Source organism: Mesorhizobium sp. M6A.T.Cr.TU.014.01.1.1 (assembly GCF_004022765.1).
GTDB classification, from domain to species: Bacteria; Pseudomonadota; Alphaproteobacteria; order Rhizobiales; family Rhizobiaceae; genus Mesorhizobium; species Mesorhizobium mediterraneum.
Genome location: NZ_RZPG01000004.1, coordinates 145702 through 162703 on the forward strand (window position 1 = coordinate 145702; position 17002 = coordinate 162703).

Below are 17002 nucleotides of genomic sequence, written 5' to 3' on the forward strand. Positions count from 1 at the left end.
TCTCGCCTTTCTTCTTGAACCTGATCGTGTTGCCGAGCCGTCAGCTGCCGACGAGATCAAGTTTGGTCGAACTGATCTTCGCGCCGGAATTCCTGCCCTTGACGATCCTGATCTCGATGCCGTGCTCAACTGTCTGCTGAACCGCGCTGACGAACCTGACCGCGGCGTCTTGCGATGGGGCGAAGGCAAACCCTGTTGGTCCCCACGAGCTCTGGCCGATGCCGACGGCGCCTGCTTCATTGAGAGCATGGGCCACCCTCTCGACCCGCTTGGAGGTGAAAACGCCGCCTTGCGCCGGGGCGAAATGGGTGCCGATCAGCATCTGGATCGCGGCAACGGCGGCGCCGAAGGCTGGAAGGTCGTGCTCGACCAGAGCCGGCATCATGCCCATCAGCACCCGCCGGCAGATCTCGCCGCTGCCGGATGCCGGGAATGGTGGCAGCGAGCGAAACGCCGCGATCTCGGCATCGCCATGCAGTCCATGCCCGGCATGGTCGAGGATCAGGATGACGCGCCACTCTTCCGGAAACGGCAATCGCGCCACGACCGGCGGCGGCCTGCCGCTGTCGTCCTTGCCGGCGTCGACAATGACACCACCGCTTTCGAAACTGGCGATGCCGATGCCGGATCGGCCGCCCCGATCGAGCAGGGTCGCGTCGCCGCCGATATCGAGAGGCAGTTGGTGGAGCGTGCGCAGCGCCGAGGCGACGGCAAGGGCGATCTGCGTGCCGGAGCCGAGGCCGGCATGGCTCGGGATCGACTGCTCGACCACCAGCCGGTGCTGACCGCGAACGCCGAGATGGCTGCAGAGCGTCGACAAATGTTCGCCGGCGCGACGGCTCTCGGGGCCTTCGACGATGGTCTCGCTGGATCGAGACAGGGTGACGACGGTTTCGGGTTCGCTCAGAGGTAGCCCGACGCTGCCAAAGCGACGTCCGGTATCACCATTAAGATCGAGGAAGCCAAGGTGCAGGCGGGAGGGCACTCGTATGGTGACAGAATTCGACATCTACCCCCCGATGGGTGCATCATAGACGCATCATGGAAGTTTAGGTGCCCGTCGCCATGATAGCTGTTTTCGTAGAAGGGGCAAGCCGGAGAGAGTGCATTCGTTTTATCTTCTTTGGCCCCGGCGCGAAAACGGACCGGGCCTTCGCGGAGGTCGAGATGAGCGAGACAGCTAAGGAAAAGGTCTATTCGGAAGCCGAGATCGCCGACCGGCTCGAGAAGGAGCTGCCGAAATGGCGCTACGAGAACGGCTGGATCCGGCGCAAATACAAGACCCACAGCTGGAAATCGACACTGATGGTGATCAACACGGTCGGCCATCTCGCCGAGGCGGCGTGGCACCATCCCGACATCACGGCGTCCTATGCCTGGGTCGAGGTGCGCCTGATGAACCATGCAGCGAAGGGCATCACCGACAAAGACTTCGAGCTGGCCAAAAAGATCGAGGATGTTGTCCAGTGGCAGCCGGCCAAGGAAGGCGGCGCGCTGGAAGGCACTCCGCCGACCGATCAGCGCTTCGCTTACATCAAATATGATTAAGCGCGGTCGGAATTTGTTGATGGCGTATGAAAACATTCGCTAATCTGCTGGCAGGCGGGGTTCACGGCCGATCCAGTTTCGTCTAGGATCGGGCCGGCACCAGAAAGTAGCGTAGTGAATGGCGGTTGCTTGGATCGGCAACCGGGAAACGCTGGTCGAGCGCGCGGCTGCACATGCCGCCGCGCTGTTGGGGTCGAGCCGGTGCCCGGTTTTCAGCTTGGATACGGATATACACGGCACCAGAGCGGCGATCGCGCTGGCTGAGCGGGTTGGCGCGGCATACGATCATGCCGATGGCGCGGCAGTTTCCCGGGAGACCGCGCTTTTTACCGACAAAGGTGCGATGACCGTCGCGCCCGGCGAGACGCGCCGGCGCGCCGATGTCGTGGTGATCGTGGGCGAACTCCCGCAAATCCATCATGAATTTGTCGGCGAACTCTCGGCCACGGTTCCCGATCTCTCGGCCCCCGATCTCACAGGCAAGAATCAACGTGAAATCTTTCTGGTCGGGTCGAACGGGGCGTCTGCGCCGCCGTTGAGCAACGGGCGGACGGCGACGCTCCTCTCCTGCGGCGAGGCAAGCCTCGGCGCGACGCTGGCGGCGCTGAGGACGCAGTGCAGGGGGCGTCAGACTTCGCAGCCGGTGTCGAACTTCGACGATTTCGCCAAAGCCCTGGAGGCTGCGCATTTTCCAGTCTTCCTGTTTTCAGGCGACGCAACCGAAGGGCTGGCGCTGGAGATGCTGCAAGGACTGATCGCCGATCTCAACCGCAAATCACGCGCATCCGGCCTTCATCTGCCGGCGCGCGAAAACGGATGGGGAAGCGCGCTCGCCTCGACCTGGATGGCGGGTTTTCCGCTGCGCACGGGCTTTGCGCGCGGCTTCCCGGAATTCGATCCCTGGCGTTACGATGTCGCGCGCATGATCGCCGCCGGCGAAGCCGACCTGCACCTGCGGATCTCCTCCTCAATTGTCCAGCCGCAGAAGAAAAGGAACCGCATGGCGCTGATCGTGTTGGCGAAAACGCAGAAGCCGGTCGCGGGCGCTGCGGTCACCATCGCCATCGGCGAAGCGGGCGTCGATCACGAGGCGGTGGTCTATTCCAGCCGCACCGGTTCGCTAAGGTCGATCGATGCGCGAGCGGCGTCCGAACTGCCCTCCGCTGCGACTGTCATCCGCCTGGTCGCCAGTCATGTCTCCGCCGAGGCCGCGTTGCCATGCTGACGAAAATTGCGGGCGGCGACATCATCGATCCGGTCAACGGTCGTCTCGGCAAGGGCGACCTCTGGATCAGGGACGATAAGATCGTTGCGGCGCCGGCGGGGGGCGCTGCCGACCGGACCATCGACGCTGCCGGCTGCGTCGTGATGGCGGGCGCCATCGACATCCATTCCCACATTGGTGGCGGCAATGTGAACACGGCACGGCTGCTCCTGCCCGAGCAGCATGCCGCGCATCAGGCGCGGCCGGCGACGACGCCGCTCTCCAATGCCGGCTGGTCGACCTTCCAGACCGGCTGCCTCTACGCCAAGATGGGTTTCACCACGGTCGTCGAGCCGGCTATGTCGCCGGGAGCGGCACTTCACACCCATCTCGAATTGGCCGACATCCCGATCATCGACAAGGCGACGCTCGCCATTCTCGGCAACGACGATTTCCTGCTGTCAATGATCCGCGACGACGCTTCGTCTCAAATGATCGAGGACTATGTCGCCTGGACAGTCGCCTCGACACGGGCGCTTGGGGTCAAGGTGATCAACGCCGGCGCGGCGGCCGCCTTCAAGGAAAACGTCCGCACCTTCTCGCTGGACGATGTGGTGCCTTCCTACGGCGTCAGCTCGCGCAAGATCGTCAAGACGCTGCAGGCCGCCGTCGACAGCCTTGGCGTCCCGCACCCTCTGCATGTCCATTGCAACAATCTGGGCAGTCCCGGATCGGCGGACACGGCGGCCGCGACGATCGCGGCAGCGGAGGGGTTGCCGATGCACCTCGCCCACCTCCAGTTCTATGGCTACGGCACGGAAGGCAAGCGCAGGTTTTCCTCGGCCGCGGCGCGTCTCGCCGAACTGGTCAACGCGACGCCGGAAGTCACCATCGATATCGGCCAGGTGATGTTCGGCCAGACGGTCACCGTCTCCTCCGACGTCATGCGGCAGTTTTCGGCGCGTGGCAGCGCGAGCCCGAAGAAATCCGTCATTCATGACGGCGACGGCAATGGCGGCGGCATCGTGCCCTACAGCTATGGCAAGGATTTCTATGGCGCGATGCAGTGGGCGATCGGGCTCGAGCTTTTTCTCCTGATCAACGATCCCTGGCGTGTCTTCTTCACCACCGATCATCCCAATGGCGCGCCGTTTACCGTCTACCCGGCTCTGTTCGAGCTGCTGATGAGCCGGGAAGCGCGCACCGAAATGATTGCCGGACTTCCAAAATCCGCCATGGCGCTCTCCACCCTGGCCGCAATCGACCGCGAATACACGTTCGAGGAAATTGCCATCATGACGCGCGCGGCCCCAGCCAAGCTGCTCGGGCTAACAGACCGGGGCCACCTCGGCGCCGGCGCCATAGCCGATATCGCTGTCTACCGCAGGGATGGGAATATAGCGAAAATGCTGGGGCAGGCGGCATATGTCTTCAAGGATGGCGATCTCGTCGTGCAGGACGGAGAGATCACCCATTACCGGTGGGGCAAGGCGCTCAGGCTCAATCCGTCGCCGGACAAGGCGATGGTGCGGCGTCTGGAGGACTATCACCAGCAGCGCTACGGCCTGTCGCTGGACTGGTTCAATTTCCCAGATTCAGCGATCGCGCGCGAACAGCCATTCGGCGAGGTCGCATGCCGAACGTGAGCGTAAATGGCATAGTGATCGACGATACCTTTGCCGAGGCCTTCGGCATGCGCGCGACCGCCATCATCATCACCGCGCCGAACCGGAAATGGGCTCGCCAGGCGGCGATCACCATGACCGGCTTTGCCACCTCGGTGATCGGCTGCGGCTGCGAAGCGGCAATCGACGTCGAACTGCCGCCATCGGCCACACCGGATGGCCGGCCCGGCTGCCGCGTGATGATCTTTGCGATGGGAACAGACGAACTGCAGAAACAACTGCTCAATCGCGTCGGCCAGTGTGTCTTGACCTCGCCGGGTTCGGCCTGCTTCGCCGGACTGGGGGGCAGCGCCGAGTTGAAGCTCGGTTCGGCGCTGCGTTATTTTGGCGACGGCTGGCAGATCTCCAAGAAAATCGGCGGCCGGCATTTTTGGCGCGTTCCCGTCATGGATGGCGAATTCCTGTGCGAAGCAACGACCGGGCTGACGAAGGATGCCGTCGGCGGCGGCAATTTCTTCGTCATGGCTGAAAGCAGCGCCAAGGCCTTGGTTGCCGCAGAGGCCGCGGTCGCCGCGATAGGCCTGGTGCCCGGCGCGATCGTGCCGTTTCCGGGCGGCATTGCCCGTTCGGGTTCCAAGATCGGCGGCAAATACAAGGGCATGATCGCCTCGGCCAACGAAGCCTACGCGCCGACACTGCGCGGTGTCGTCAGGAGTGAGCTCGGTCCCGACATCAACGCCGTCCTGGAAATCGTCATCGATGGCGAGACCAACGATGCCGTTGCCGCCGCGATGAAGGCCGGCATCAACGCCGTCATCGAGCTCGGGCCGAAGCGAGGCGCGGTTCGCATAAGCGCCGGCAATTACGGCGGCAAGCTCGGCAAATTCATCTATTCGCTGAAGGATATGCTGCCATGAAGGCGCTGACCTTCACCCTTGTCGCCGAGCCGCCCGAGCGCCTCGACCTGTCGCCGCTGACGCCAGAGCGGCTTGCCGGGATCGAAAGGCGCGATATCGAAAGAATCCAGATCGGCATGTCGAAGCATGGATCGAAGGTCGGCGATATTTTTCGCGTCGCCGGCAACGATCCGCTGGACATCGTGTTCGAAGGTGGAAGCGCGCGCCTCGATCGCGTGGCGGAAGGCATGCGGGGCGGTTCGGTTCGTGTCGTCGGCAATGCCGGCGCCCAGGCCGGGCGCGCCATGCGCGGCGGCAAGCTGACGATCGAAGGCAATGCGGGTCCGCATGCCGGCTCCGGAATGCGCGGCGGCAGGCTTGAAATAACAGGCAACGCCGGCGATCACCTCGGTGCGCCGCTCGCCGGGGAGCTGGCCGGCATGAATGGCGGCGTGCTGATCGTCAGGGGCAAAGCGGGCGCTTTTGCCGCCGACCGCATGCGGCGCGGCCTGATCGCGGTGCTAAAGGGTTCAGGCGACAATGCCGGCAGCCGCATGATCGCCGGCACGCTGGTGGTGGCCGGCGGCACCGGCGAAATGCCCGGCTACCTGATGCGCCGCGGTTCGATCCTGCTCGATCGCGCGCCGAAAAGTCTGTCGCCGAGCTTCGTCGAATGCGGCGCGCCGGAGAGCGTTTTTGCCGCCATCGTCGATCGCCATCTGATCGCCGAGGGTATTTTGAAACGGCCGCTTCTGGGCAATGCGCCGCAAAAATATGGCGGCGACAACGCGGTGCTTGGAATGGGTGAGGTTCTTTTCCCTCGCTGAGGCGTGTTGATTACGCAAATGCCTTCAGCGCCGTGTTCCAGCCGACATCCGCAAATTGCGGCTGCATGTTCCGGTTGAACAGCTGATTTTCTTCCCGCGAGATATTTTCGCGCAGCGTTTGGCTTTGCGACGTTTTGGAAGAAACCACACCACTCCACAACCTAATCCAATGCCGCCTTATTGGGCATGAGGCTATCTGGGCGTTTCTCCAGCAGAACGTTTTCGCATCAATATGCCCAAAATATCGACATTGTAAGGCAATTGCGCTTTTTTGGCGCAGTATCAGCAGCGCACAGCAGAATCCGTGTTGCCAAGTGGAGAGTTTTGGCTAACGTAAGGAAAACCACAAAACCACATAATGAAAAAAGGGGAACGACATATGACCGAGTCAAGCAGGCGTGATTTCATGAAGGGCATGGCGGCGTTCGGAGCGGGCGCCGGTCTTATGGTGATCAACCCGGAATTCCTGGTCTCTGGCGCGGCTGCGCAGGCGGGCAAGCAACTGGTCTTCCTGTCGGCCGAGAACATCACCGGCAACTGGGATCCGACGGCGCACACGACGCTGTCGCAGAAGAACATCGAGGGTTTCGTCATGGGGTTCCTGACGCGCACGCCGATGCGCGTCGAAAATCCCGATGAGGTCGTCTACGAACTCGCCACAAAGATCACCTTGCTTGAGCCGACCAAGCTTGAGATCAAGCTGCGTGAAGGGGTGAAGTTCCACGACGGAAAACCGTTCAAGGCGGAAGACGTCAAGGCGACCTTCGAATATGGCTCGCAGCCCGACCGGCCGGCGCAATGGTATCCAGGCCCGACCGAGACGCTGACGATCACGACGCCGGACGACTACACGGTGATCGTCGACACATCGAAGGGCGGCTATCCGGCGCACCTGTTCATCTTCCTCGCCTCCTACCTGCCGATGCTGTCGGCAACCGACATCGCCGCCGGGCCGAGCGGGCCGCTTTCGCAGCGCCTGAACGGCACCGGGCCTTACAAGTTCGTCGAGCAGCGAGGCAACGACACGGTGTTGGAAGCCTATCCGGGCTATTTCCTCGGGGCTCCGACCATCCCCGGCATCAGCTTCAATTTCGTTGGCGATTCGACCACCCGCATGCTGTCGCTGATGAACGGCCAGGCGTCCATCGTGGAGCGGCTCGAACCGGAGCAGGTGGCGACCCTCAAAGGCAACGAGAATGTGGCGATCAGCAGCGTGGTCTCGGTCGAGAACAAATATCTGTGGTTCCGCTGTTCCAAACCGCCCTTCGACGATCCGCGCGTGCGCATGGCAGCCTGTCACGCGATCGACCGGTCCATGCTGCTGGAAATCCTCGGCGAAGCCGGCCATGCCTCGGCGAATTATGTCTCGCCGGTGAAGTTCGGCTACGTCGACCTGCCCAATTATCCCGAATACAGCCCGGAGAAGTGCCAGGCCCTGCTCGCCGAAGCCGGTTTTCCGAAGGGGCAGGGCCTGCCCGAACTCGAATACATCACCTCGGTCGGGTTCTATCCCAAGACCAAGGAGTATGGCGAGGTGATCACTGCCATGCTGCAGGAGCAGGGGTTCCCCGTCACGCTGTCGGTGCTGGAGATCGCGGCATGGAATGAGCGTCTCTACGACCGTCCCGGCGGCGGTCCGGGCCATATGGTCGACTGCGGCTGGTCGACCGGATCGCCAGAGCCGGACCTGGTGCTGCGTACGCATTTCCATTCCTCATCCAAGCGCATCACCGGCATCGTCGATCCCGAACTGGACGCCTCACTCGACAAGGAGCGCAGCGCGGCGTCGCTCGAGGAGCGCAAGCAGATCCTCCAGACCGAGACCATGCCGATGATTGCCGCGAAAGTGCCGTCGTTCTCCCTGTTCACCTCCGTCATGATCCACGCGATGGACAAGTCTCTCACGGGACTCTTCATCTATCCGGACGGTTCGATGGATGCGTCGAAGGGGGCGTTCGCCTGATTGGCGCCAGCTACGGCCCGGGAGAAACAACCCGGGCCGTGGCAGTCGTCGAAGCGCAGCCCTGTCTTGCCTTCTCCCCTTGTGGGAGAAGGTGGATTGGCGCGCAGCGCCAAGACGGTTGAGGGGTGCTGGCCGGAGCGCTGTTGGTGCCAAGCTGGAACACCCCTCATCCGACCGAGCTTCGCTCGGCCACCTTCTTCCACAAGGGGAGAAGGAGAGCCGGCAACCAGTCCTCGGGCTTCGTCCGCCGCAGGAGATGGAATGTTCATCATTAGCTTTCTTGTTCGCCGCCTGGCCCAGGGTGCGCTGATCATTTTTCTTGTAACGCTGCTGATATTCACCTTGCTTCGCGTCGTTCCGGGCGATCCCGTCCGGTTGATGGCGGGCGGAATGGCGCCCGAGGCGTTGATCGAGCAGATCGCCAAGGAGATGGGGCTTCGCGACCCGGTGCTGGTTCAGTTCGGGCGCTATATGAGCGGCGTCGTCAGGGGCGACCTCGGCCAGTCGTTCGTTCGGCCGGCCAGCGGCGCCTCGACCGGCGGATCTAGTTTCGGGGATGCCACGCGCGGCGAGCGCGCCGAGGTGCTCACCCTTATCGGCGAGACCCTGCCGATGACGCTGCAACTCGCCTTCCTAGCGATCGTGTTCGCGATGCTCTTTTCGTTCCTGGTCGGCATCCCGGCCGGATTGTCTCCTGGACGATGGCCGGACAGGGTCGCTTTTTACGTGTCGTCGATCTTCATATCCCTGCCGGGTTTCTGGCTCGGCATCGTGCTTGCGCTGCTGCTGTCCGTGAAGCTCGGCTGGCTGCCGGCAATCGGCTACAAGGGCTTTGCCTACACCATCCTGCCGGCGATCGTCTTGGCTGTCGAACTTTCGCCGGTTCTCATCCGGACGCTTACCGGCTCGATTTCCTCGGCAATGACGATGCCGTTCATTGCCGTCGGCCGCGTGCGCGGACTCAGCCAGCGTCGGATCATCTTCGCGCATGCGCTGCGCAATGCCTCGGTTCCGCTGCTCAACCTTCTCGGCATCCAGATCAGCGGCCTGCTCGGCGGCGTGCTCGTGATCGAATTCATCTTCGATTATCCCGGATTGGGGCTTCTGACCATCAACGCCGTGCTGCAGCGCGACTTTCCCCTGATTCAGGGCATCGCGATCGTCACCAGCGCCATCTTCGTCCTGATCAACATCGCGGTCGATCTGGTCGCAACGCTGATCGATCCGAGACTGGAATACTGATGAGCGTCGTGCAAACCCAGCTGAGCCTGAAGGTAACCGCGCCGGAAGCGCAGCGCGGCGCTTCGCTGTCCCGGCGGATATGGAAGGCAGCGCTGGCGTCGAACGAATTCCGGGTCGGCCTCGTGATCTTCGCCCTGCTGGGTCTCGCGGCGCTGCTCTACCCGGCCTTGAGCGGCATCGACCCCACCAAGATGAACGTCGCCGGCCGTTTGCAGTCGCCACCCTTCCTCGGCGACAAATGGAATTGGGCGGCACCGCTCGGCACCGATCAGATCGGTCGCGACATGCTCGTGCGCAGTCTGGTGGGCTTGCGCTATTCCCTGCTGATCGGCCTGTCGACCGTGGTGGTGATGCTGATCATCGGCTGCTCGCTCGGCACGCTCGCCGGTTACTATGGGGGCAGGATCGACATGGTGATCATGCGGATCACCGACGCGCAGCTCTCCATCCCGATGATCATCCTCGCGATCACCGTTTTGGGGGTATCGCGGCCGACGATTCCGGCGATCATCCTTGTGCTCGGGCTTTCGAGCTGGCCGGTCTATGCCCGCGTCACGCGCAGCGTCGTGATGACCGAGCGCAAGAGCGAATATGTGCGCGCCGCCCAGGTCAGCGGCGCTTCGGATTTTCGCATCATGGTCTGGCTGCTGGCGCCGCTGGTGCTGCCGCCGATCATCTTCGTGTCGGTGCTCGACGTGGCGCGCATGATGATCTTCGAGTCGATCCTCGGCTTCATCGGCCTCGGCGTGCAGCCTCCGACGCCGACCTTCGGCAACATCATCGCCGACGGCAGGAAATACCTGCTCAATGCATGGTGGATCGCCACTATGCCGGGGGTGTTCCTGTGCCTTACCCTGACCAGCATCAACCTGATGGGCGCTTCGCTCGAGCGGGCCCGCAACCGGATCTACGGAGGCGTGTCGTGAACAGCAGCCCGGTCCTGTCGGTCAAAAATCTCGGCGTGGAAGTGAGCACGGGCGCGGGCGCCCGGCCGGTCGTCTCCGATGTCAGCTTCGATCTCGCCCCGCGCGAAATCGTCGGCATCATCGGAGCCAGCGGTTCGGGCAAGACCGTTCTGGCGCGAGCCCTGGTCAACTGGATCGACCCGCCGCTGCGCATCTCGTCCGGCTCGGTCGAGTACAAGTCGCAGAACATCCTCGACCTGGCCGGCGGACGGATGCGACTGCTGCGCAGAGAGATCGCCTATGTCGGTGCCAATCCCATGGGAGCGCTGGATCCCACTTTGCCGGTCGGCCGCCAGATCGTCGAGAAACTCAGCGCCGTGGTGCCCGGCATCGATCCATCGGAGGCCCGCAAGCGGGTCATCGACCTTCTTGGAGCGGTCCGCATTCCCTCGCCACGGTTGCGCTTCGACGAGTATCCCTCGCAATTCAGCGGCGGCATGATGCAGCGCGCGCTGATCGTCGACGCTTTGATCAGCAATCCAGCCTTTCTCGTCGCCGACAACGTCACCCAGCCGCTCGACGTGACAGTCGCGGCGCAGGTCCTGCGTCTGATGCGCGAGTTGACGGAGCGTTTCGACACCGCGGTGGTGTTCGTTTCGTCGTCGCTGCCGACGGTCAAGGAGGCGGCCGATCAGGTCCTGGTGCTGTCCGAAGGCAGGATCGTCGAGCGCAACACCCCGCAGCGGCTCATCGACGCGCCGCAGCATCCCTATACGCTGCAGTTGATCAGCCAGATTCCGAAAATCTGGACGAGCGAGGCGGTCGCCGTTCCGCGTACGACGAGCGCGGCCATGCCAACGATCAGCATACGCGACGCAACCCGCACCTACCGTGTTCGCAAACGGGGAACGTTCGCGGCCCACAGCGAGGTTCGCGCCGTGCGCAATGTCACCTTCGACGTCATGCCGGGCGAGAATTTCGGCGTGGTCGGCGAGTCCGGCTGCGGCAAGTCCACCCTGATGCGGCTTCTCAGCCGCCTGGAGTTTCCAGACAGCGGCAGCGTCATCTGCGATGGCGAGGATCTTTCGAAACTGAGGGGAAAGACGCTGCTGAAGTTCCGGCGCGATTTTCAGCTGGTGCTGCAGGATCCGTTCAACTCGCTGCCGCCGCGCACGTCCATCGGCGCGATCCTGGAGGATCCGCTGCGGGTGCACGGCATGCGCAATGCGAAGGAGATACGCGAACGCGTCCTGGCGGTCATGGCCGAGGTCGAGCTTCCCGCGAACCTCTACGATGAATTGCCGCTTGGTCTCAGCGCCGGCCAACGCCAACGCGTCAATGTCGCCCGCGCCATGGTGCTCGAGCCAAAAGTGCTCATCATGGACGAGACGCTGTCGTCGCTTGACCAGACCGAGCAGTTCCGGCTGCTGGCGCTGTTCGAAAAACTGCAGGCCCAGCACGGCCTGACCTACGTCTTCATCTCGCATGACCTTGCAATGGTCCGCCGCGTTTGCAACCGGGTCGCTGTGATGTATCTCGGCGAGGTGGTGGAGATCGCCCACAATGAGCGTCTTTTCTTCGATCCCGGGCATCCTTACACGAAGGCGCTGTTGAGCGCGGTTCCGACACTGGAGGAGCGCCGCTACAAGCCGGAGGAATGCCTGCTCGAGGGAGAGCCGCCGAGCCCGATCGACCTGCCGCCGGGTTGCAGTTTCGCCAGCCGCTGTCCGCATGCCTTCGACCGGTGCCGTACCGAGAGCCCGACGCTGACGGCGCGAAATCACGGCGAGTTGGCGGCCTGCTTCCTCGTTGAAACAACGGGGACCCGCGCCGCCGCATGATCGACAAGAAAAGACGGGGAGGAACATACCGATGGAAGCGAAATCCGCATGAGCGATCCTGAAGATCGCATGCACTACGCACTTGCCGAACTCGAGAAGCACGGGCGCGTATCGGTGCAGGCACTCGCCGAGCATTTCCATGTCAGCCGGGAAACGGTGCGTCGCGACCTGAAGCAACTGGAACTCGAGGGCCACCTGCGATGCATCTATGGTGGTGGCGTCAAGCCGCGCCCGGACGCCGACGAGCCCATCGCCGACCGGATGCGGCTGAACGCGCGCGAGAAGGCGCGCATCGCCGAACGTGCGGCGACCCTGCTCAGAGACCACATCAAGATATTCGTCGACGCCGGCACGACGACGCTGGCCTTCGCCAAGCATCTGAGGAACTGGCCTGATATCACCGTCTATACCAACTCGCTCGACATCATCGCGCTGCTCGCCGATGCCGGACATCCCAATCTCGTGGCGGTCGGCGGCGACGTCAGGGCGAGCTACCGGGCCTTCATGGGGCCGGATCCGGTCGATCTCGTCACGCGGCATCTGTTCGACATCGCCTTCGTCAGCATTGCAACCGTCGACAGCAGGTTCGGCTTCATGGACCTCGGACAGGACGAGGCGAACATTCGCCGCGCGCTGCGAAAGCACTCCAAACAGTGCGTCATGCTGGCCGACAGCAGCAAGTTCGGGCGGCAGGGCTCCATCTGCACATACGAATTCCGGGACGTCGACATCCTGATCACCGACGCCCCCCTCAAGGCGGACTTCGCCGCGCAAATGGATCAGACGCAGGTAAAGGTGCTCTATGCTTGAAATTCGCAAGGACCCGTCGGCTTTCCCCGGCATCGACGCCGAAGCCCTCCATCGGATGATGGATGAGGTTTCCGCCTTCGGCGGTGGTCCGGACGGCTCGATGATGCGACTGACCCTGTCCCGCGAGGATGGATTGGCACGCGACTGGCTGGCTGCATGGTTTGCGCAGGAAGGCCTGCGCCTTGAGGTCGACGCGATCGGCAACATGTACGGATTTCTCGACTGGGCCGGCAAGGATGCGCCCTGGATCATGTGCGGGTCGCATCTCGACAGTCAGCCGAATGGAGGCCGTTTCGACGGCGCCTATGGAGTGATCGCCGCCTGCAGCGCGATAGAGGCGATAAGGCGCCGGGTGGCCGAAACCGGCATCAAACCGAAATGCAACTTCGTCATCGTCAACTGGACCAACGAGGAAGGAGCGCGGTTCCAGCCCAGCCTGCTTGGCAGCAGCGTCAATTCCGGCGAGATCGACCTCGATTTCGCGCTGGCGCGCCGGGACGGTTCCGGCGTTTCGGTGGCCGAGGCGCTGTCGGAAATCGGCTATGCGGGCGAGGCCGCTCGCGTGGTGCCGGACGCCCTGATCGAGATCCACATCGAAGGCTCGGCCCATCTCGAGAAGGCAGGCCTGCGGATCGGGGCATTCACCCGTTTCTGGGGCGCTGTCAAATATCGCCTCGCCTATCTCGGCCGGCAGGCTCACACCGGCCCGACCCCGATGGCCGAGCGGCAGGACGCGCTGCTCGCTGCCGCCTATCTGATCGCCGAACTCAGGGACATGGCCGACAAGGCCGGTCCGGATCTGCACACCTCGGCGGCGCGGCTGGAAGTCTATCCCAATTCACCGAATGTCGTGCCGGGAGAAACGGTGATGTTCATCGAACTGCGGTCGGGGAGTGCCGAGCTTCTGGCTTCGGCCGAAGCGGAACTCAAGGAGAGGATCGAGACCTGCGCCGCGCGCGCCCACACGTCTTTCGAAGTCCGATCCATAGACCGGAGGCGAGCAGGAGAATTCGACGCCGGGCTGATCGATCTGGCCGAACAGACCGCCAAATCGCTCGGGCAAACGGTGCTGCGGCTCGACACGATCGGGGGGCACGACGCCGTCAGCATGTCGGCGGTGACACCAGCGATCGTTATCGGGGTGCCGAGCGTCGGCGGTGTCATCCACCATCCGACGGAGTTTACCACGCCCGAGGATCGGCTCCTGGGGACGGAACTGCTCGCGGGGATGCTGTGGCGGTTCTGCGTCGACGGCAACATCCTGAAGAACTGAAGGACTAGGCGATGAAGACGATCGGCGAAGCCTCCACCCCCGCGGAAGTTCGTGCCGAGGCGGCGCTCATCGCTGTCGCGGACTGGACGGGAAAACAGATCGGTTTTGCGCCCGCCTCTCCGGGTATTGCATCGCCCTCGCATCGCGGCGTCGACAGCGAAGCATGGCTGGTGGCGGTCGACCAGTCGTCTCCGGCCTATTTCCTGAAGATCGTGAACTCCGACCAGAAGGCGTTCGTCGATCTGGAGGCAGTGTTTGAAGCCGCCTCCACCGCGGCCGGACTGGGCTGCACGCCAAGTCCGCGGCATCTTGCGCGAGACGCCGACGCGATCGTCTTCGATCTCTTGCCGCCCGGTTGGAAAACGGCGCGCATGGACGATCTGCGACGGGCGGACGTGATGGAACAGGTCATCGCGCTCAAAAAGGCGATCCACGGATCGCGGCCATTTACTTTGTCGTGGACGGTATTCGATAGGATCCGGGTGCTGGACGACGCCCGGAAAGCTGCCGGCGTCGAGCGCCCGGACGATCTTTGGTGGATGCTCGACGGCGTCGGCGAGATCGAGCGCGCGATCACCGCTGCGGGTTACGATGTCCGGCCGAGCCACGCCGACGGCCTCGCCTCCAACATCATGATAGGCCAGGACGGGGCGGTTCAGCTCGTCGATTTCGACGACGCCCGCAATATCGATCCCCTCTACGAGGTCGGCATTCTACTTAACGAGGCCTTTCCGTTCGAAGAAGAGATGCGGCCGGCGCTTGAGATGTTCGAGGGGTCGTTCCGTCAGGCTTCCCTCAACCGTTGCCGTGCATATGCGGCGGCGGACGATCTGATGTGGGGGCTATGGGGTCTGTTGTTGAACTCGACATCGCCGCGCGGCGACATCGAGTTTCTGAAATACGCGCAGTGGCGGTTGCTGCGCTGCCGGATGGCTCTTCGCCATCCGGACTTCGAACTGAAGTTGAGACGGCTTTGAGCGGCTGCAAGGAGGCCCTACATGATTGAGAAGCGGCCGGGCGAGGCGGTGAGCGAAGCCGAGCGGGAGATCGAGGCCGTCATCTGTGCCGTCGAACCATGGACCGGCCGCGATCTCCGCTACCGGCCGGTGCATGGCGGCATCAGCAATTCCAACTGGCGCGTTCGCATCGCGGGACAGTCAGGGAGCTATTTCGTGAAGGTTCCGGGCCGCGGCACCGAGATGTTCATCGACCGAAAAGCGGCGGCGGAGGCGAGCCGGCGCGCACACTCGCTCGGTATCGGACCCGCGGTCTATGGCTATCTGGACGAACGCGGCGTCGAGATTGCCGATTTCATGGAGGGGCGGCGCTCCTGTACCAATCGTGATTTCCTCGACCCGGATGTACGCCGCTCGGTGCTGGGTCTCTACCGGCGCTTCAACGATTCGGGCCTGCTGTCGCTGACCAAGACGGTCTTCGACATGATCGACGAGCATGTCGATCAGGTCGGCGAGCTTGGAGGCGCGCTGCCGGCGGATTTTGCATGGCTGCATCGCCAATACCTGCTGGCACGGGCGGCGCTCGAGGCTTCGGGTATCGACCTGGTTCCATGCTTCAACGATCCGATGCCCGGAAACTTCATGATCGCGCCCGACCGGTCGATGATGCTGATCGACTATGAGTATGCCGCAAACAACGACCGCTGTTACGAACTCGGCATCTGGTGCGGGGAAATGTTCTTCTCCGATGCGGTCGAGGCCGAAGTCATCGAGGAATATTTCGGCAGGTTTGACCCTCGGTTGAAGGCCCGGCTGGTCGTACACAAGGTGCTCGCTGATGTGAAGTGGGGAACCTGGGCGATGGTGCAGAACGTCGTATCGGCGCTCGACTTCGATTTCTACAAATACGGGGCGTGGAAATATATGCGCGCGCGCTCGGTGATGCAGACTCCGCAATGGGTCGAGTATCTCAAGGCGGTCTGACGAGTGTCACGGGCGGAGCAATTCCCGGTTGGACGCAGACGGCATTGCAGTTAAGCCGCCATGGGTGATGGCCGCCATGTCTGCAGGGAGGGCTAGCGGCTGTCGTTGGCAATCAGTTTCGTCAGGCAACCACCCGCCTGGCTCCCTGGCACGCCGAGATCTCTGACACTGTCCATGTGGTTGCGGTTCGTGAGAACAAGCGACGTTACCGGCGAACCCCGCTGCAGCAGGTTCTGTTTGAATCGATCTGCTTGCTGATGGAAAGGCGGCGTCTCATTGGCTCCGACCAGAACCGTCGCCTTGGTTTGAGGATCATGCCGATAGGCAAGAGGTGTAAACATGGCGACTTCCTCATCGGTGATTCCAATCTCGTTGGCGAGAAAGGAGTTCTGGAGCGGTTTCAAATCGTAGAGCCCGCCGAGCAGAAGAGCTGCCCGCACATTCGAGGGGGTATTCTCGCTGTTGAACAGAAACGTTGAAAGATGTGCTCCGGCCGAATGACCGCTGACAGTCAGTTCTGCCGGGTTTCCGCCATGGTCGGCGATATGGGCGAGAACCCACTGCTTGGCGCGGCGCACCTGGTCGACGATCGTAGCCATTCTGACGTTGGGCATCAGAGCATAGTCGACGATGACGGCAATCGCACCCGCCTGGGTAATCGTCGTCGCGACGTATGAGTAGTCGCGCTTGGAGAACATTCTCCAGTAGCCGCCATGGATAAACATGTGCACCGGCAGGCCGCTTCTTTTGCCCGTGGGAAAGAACAGGTCGATGGTTTCGGTCTGATCCGGCCCATAGGCAACGTCCGCAGCCATTGGAATGGTTGCGCGAACGGCCTCGCTGCGGTGAACGATGTCCTGCACGATTTTGTCAAAATCCGCGACGTAGTCGCGGATGCGAAACGGATCGCTTTGCACTCTTCCTCCGC

Annotated in this window: 15 protein-coding genes; 13 read left to right on the plus strand and 2 right to left on the minus strand. The window is 62.8% G+C overall.

Annotated elements, in window-relative coordinates:
- Window positions 1-40 precede the first annotated feature (40 nt).
- Complete coding sequence (locus EN885_RS07425; RefSeq protein WP_128241385.1) at window positions 41-1009, minus strand: beta-ribofuranosylaminobenzene 5'-phosphate synthase family protein; 969 nt, start codon at window positions 1007-1009, stop codon at window positions 41-43.
- 158 nt (window positions 1010-1167) lie between these two features.
- On the opposite strand from EN885_RS07425, the gene EN885_RS07430 reads away from it, so the two are divergent.
- The 13 genes from EN885_RS07430 to EN885_RS07495 all read left to right on the plus strand — a co-directional run bounded on the left by EN885_RS07430 (window position 1168) and on the right by EN885_RS07495 (window position 16074).
- The gene (locus tag EN885_RS07430; protein WP_095489038.1) at window positions 1168-1548 is read left to right on the plus strand and encodes a 4a-hydroxytetrahydrobiopterin dehydratase; all 381 of its coding nucleotides are present in this window, start codon (window positions 1168-1170) and stop codon (window positions 1546-1548) included.
- Window positions 1549-1666: 118 nt separating this feature from the next.
- The gene (locus EN885_RS07435; protein WP_128241384.1) at window positions 1667-2773 is read left to right on the plus strand and encodes a tungsten formylmethanofuran dehydrogenase; all 1107 of its coding nucleotides are present in this window, start codon (window positions 1667-1669) and stop codon (window positions 2771-2773) included.
- Window positions 2767-4398 (plus strand): formylmethanofuran dehydrogenase subunit A, encoded by a 1632-nt coding sequence (locus EN885_RS07440; RefSeq protein WP_095489040.1) that lies wholly within the window; start codon window positions 2767-2769, stop codon window positions 4396-4398. Before EN885_RS07435 ends, EN885_RS07440 begins: the two co-directional genes overlap by 7 nt.
- Window positions 4386-5294, plus strand: coding sequence for a formylmethanofuran--tetrahydromethanopterin N-formyltransferase (gene fhcD, locus EN885_RS07445; protein ID WP_128241383.1), 909 nt, complete (start codon window positions 4386-4388; stop codon window positions 5292-5294). Before EN885_RS07440 ends, fhcD begins: the two co-directional genes overlap by 13 nt.
- Window positions 5291-6100: a formylmethanofuran dehydrogenase subunit C gene (locus tag EN885_RS07450; RefSeq protein WP_095489042.1), complete on the plus strand. Its 810-nt coding sequence runs from the start codon at window positions 5291-5293 to the stop codon at window positions 6098-6100. The genes fhcD and EN885_RS07450 overlap by 4 nt, the downstream gene beginning before the upstream one ends.
- Before the next feature lie 379 nt (window positions 6101-6479).
- Entirely contained in the window at window positions 6480-8063 is a 1584-nt protein-coding gene (locus EN885_RS07455) for an ABC transporter substrate-binding protein (RefSeq protein ID WP_128241382.1), read from the plus strand.
- Window positions 8064-8324: 261 nt separating this feature from the next.
- Entirely contained in the window at window positions 8325-9305 is a 981-nt protein-coding gene (locus EN885_RS07465; protein WP_128241380.1) for an ABC transporter permease, read from the plus strand.
- Complete coding sequence (locus EN885_RS07470; protein WP_128241379.1) at window positions 9305-10231, plus strand: ABC transporter permease; 927 nt, start codon at window positions 9305-9307, stop codon at window positions 10229-10231. Before EN885_RS07465 ends, EN885_RS07470 begins: the two co-directional genes overlap by 1 nt.
- Window positions 10228-12051, plus strand: a complete 1824-nt coding sequence (locus EN885_RS07475) for an ABC transporter ATP-binding protein (RefSeq protein ID WP_245493020.1) — start codon at window positions 10228-10230, stop codon at window positions 12049-12051. Before EN885_RS07470 ends, EN885_RS07475 begins: the two co-directional genes overlap by 4 nt.
- A 48-nt stretch (window positions 12052-12099) precedes the next feature.
- Window positions 12100-12861 carry a DeoR/GlpR family DNA-binding transcription regulator gene (locus EN885_RS07480; RefSeq protein WP_127205263.1) on the plus strand — a complete coding sequence of 254 codons (762 nt, stop codon included), beginning with the start codon at window positions 12100-12102 and terminating at the stop codon, window positions 12859-12861.
- Complete coding sequence (locus EN885_RS07485) at window positions 12854-14134, plus strand: Zn-dependent hydrolase (protein WP_128241377.1); 1281 nt, start codon at window positions 12854-12856, stop codon at window positions 14132-14134. The genes EN885_RS07480 and EN885_RS07485 overlap by 8 nt, the downstream gene beginning before the upstream one ends.
- An 11-nt stretch (window positions 14135-14145) precedes the next feature.
- Window positions 14146-15111, plus strand: a complete 966-nt coding sequence (locus EN885_RS07490) for an aminoglycoside phosphotransferase family protein (protein ID WP_128241376.1) — start codon at window positions 14146-14148, stop codon at window positions 15109-15111.
- A gap of 21 nt (window positions 15112-15132) precedes the next feature.
- Window positions 15133-16074 carry a choline/ethanolamine kinase family protein gene (locus tag EN885_RS07495; RefSeq protein WP_164897799.1) on the plus strand — a complete coding sequence of 314 codons (942 nt, stop codon included), beginning with the start codon at window positions 15133-15135 and terminating at the stop codon, window positions 16072-16074.
- 92 nt (window positions 16075-16166) lie between these two features.
- Here the strand turns inward: EN885_RS07495 and EN885_RS07500 are convergent, their stop codons facing one another.
- On the minus strand, window positions 16167-16991 hold the full coding sequence (locus tag EN885_RS07500) for an alpha/beta hydrolase (protein WP_126105446.1): 825 nt from the start codon (window positions 16989-16991) through the stop codon (window positions 16167-16169).
- Between the last annotated feature and the right edge of the window lie 11 nt (window positions 16992-17002).

Bases quoted from the DNA above. Each gene is read 5' to 3' on its own strand.
- EN885_RS07425 (WP_128241385.1), bottom strand. From the start codon at position 1,009: ATGTCGAATTCTGTCACCATACGAGTGCCCTCCCGCCTGCACCTTGGC.
- EN885_RS07430 (WP_095489038.1), top strand. From the start codon at position 1,168: ATGAGCGAGACAGCTAAGGAAAAGGTCTATTCGGAAGCCGAGATCGCC.
- EN885_RS07435 (WP_128241384.1), top strand. From the start codon at position 1,667: ATGGCGGTTGCTTGGATCGGCAACCGGGAAACGCTGGTCGAGCGCGCG.
- EN885_RS07440 (WP_095489040.1), top strand. From the start codon at position 2,767: ATGCTGACGAAAATTGCGGGCGGCGACATCATCGATCCGGTCAACGGT.
- fhcD (WP_128241383.1), top strand. From the start codon at position 4,386: ATGCCGAACGTGAGCGTAAATGGCATAGTGATCGACGATACCTTTGCC.
- EN885_RS07450 (WP_095489042.1), top strand. From the start codon at position 5,291: ATGAAGGCGCTGACCTTCACCCTTGTCGCCGAGCCGCCCGAGCGCCTC.
- EN885_RS07455 (WP_128241382.1), top strand. From the start codon at position 6,480: ATGACCGAGTCAAGCAGGCGTGATTTCATGAAGGGCATGGCGGCGTTC.
- EN885_RS07465 (WP_128241380.1), top strand. From the start codon at position 8,325: ATGTTCATCATTAGCTTTCTTGTTCGCCGCCTGGCCCAGGGTGCGCTG.
- EN885_RS07470 (WP_128241379.1), top strand. From the start codon at position 9,305: ATGAGCGTCGTGCAAACCCAGCTGAGCCTGAAGGTAACCGCGCCGGAA.
- EN885_RS07480 (WP_127205263.1), top strand. From the start codon at position 12,100: ATGAGCGATCCTGAAGATCGCATGCACTACGCACTTGCCGAACTCGAG.
- EN885_RS07485 (WP_128241377.1), top strand. From the start codon at position 12,854: ATGCTTGAAATTCGCAAGGACCCGTCGGCTTTCCCCGGCATCGACGCC.
- EN885_RS07490 (WP_128241376.1), top strand. From the start codon at position 14,146: ATGAAGACGATCGGCGAAGCCTCCACCCCCGCGGAAGTTCGTGCCGAG.
- EN885_RS07495 (WP_164897799.1), top strand. From the start codon at position 15,133: ATGATTGAGAAGCGGCCGGGCGAGGCGGTGAGCGAAGCCGAGCGGGAG.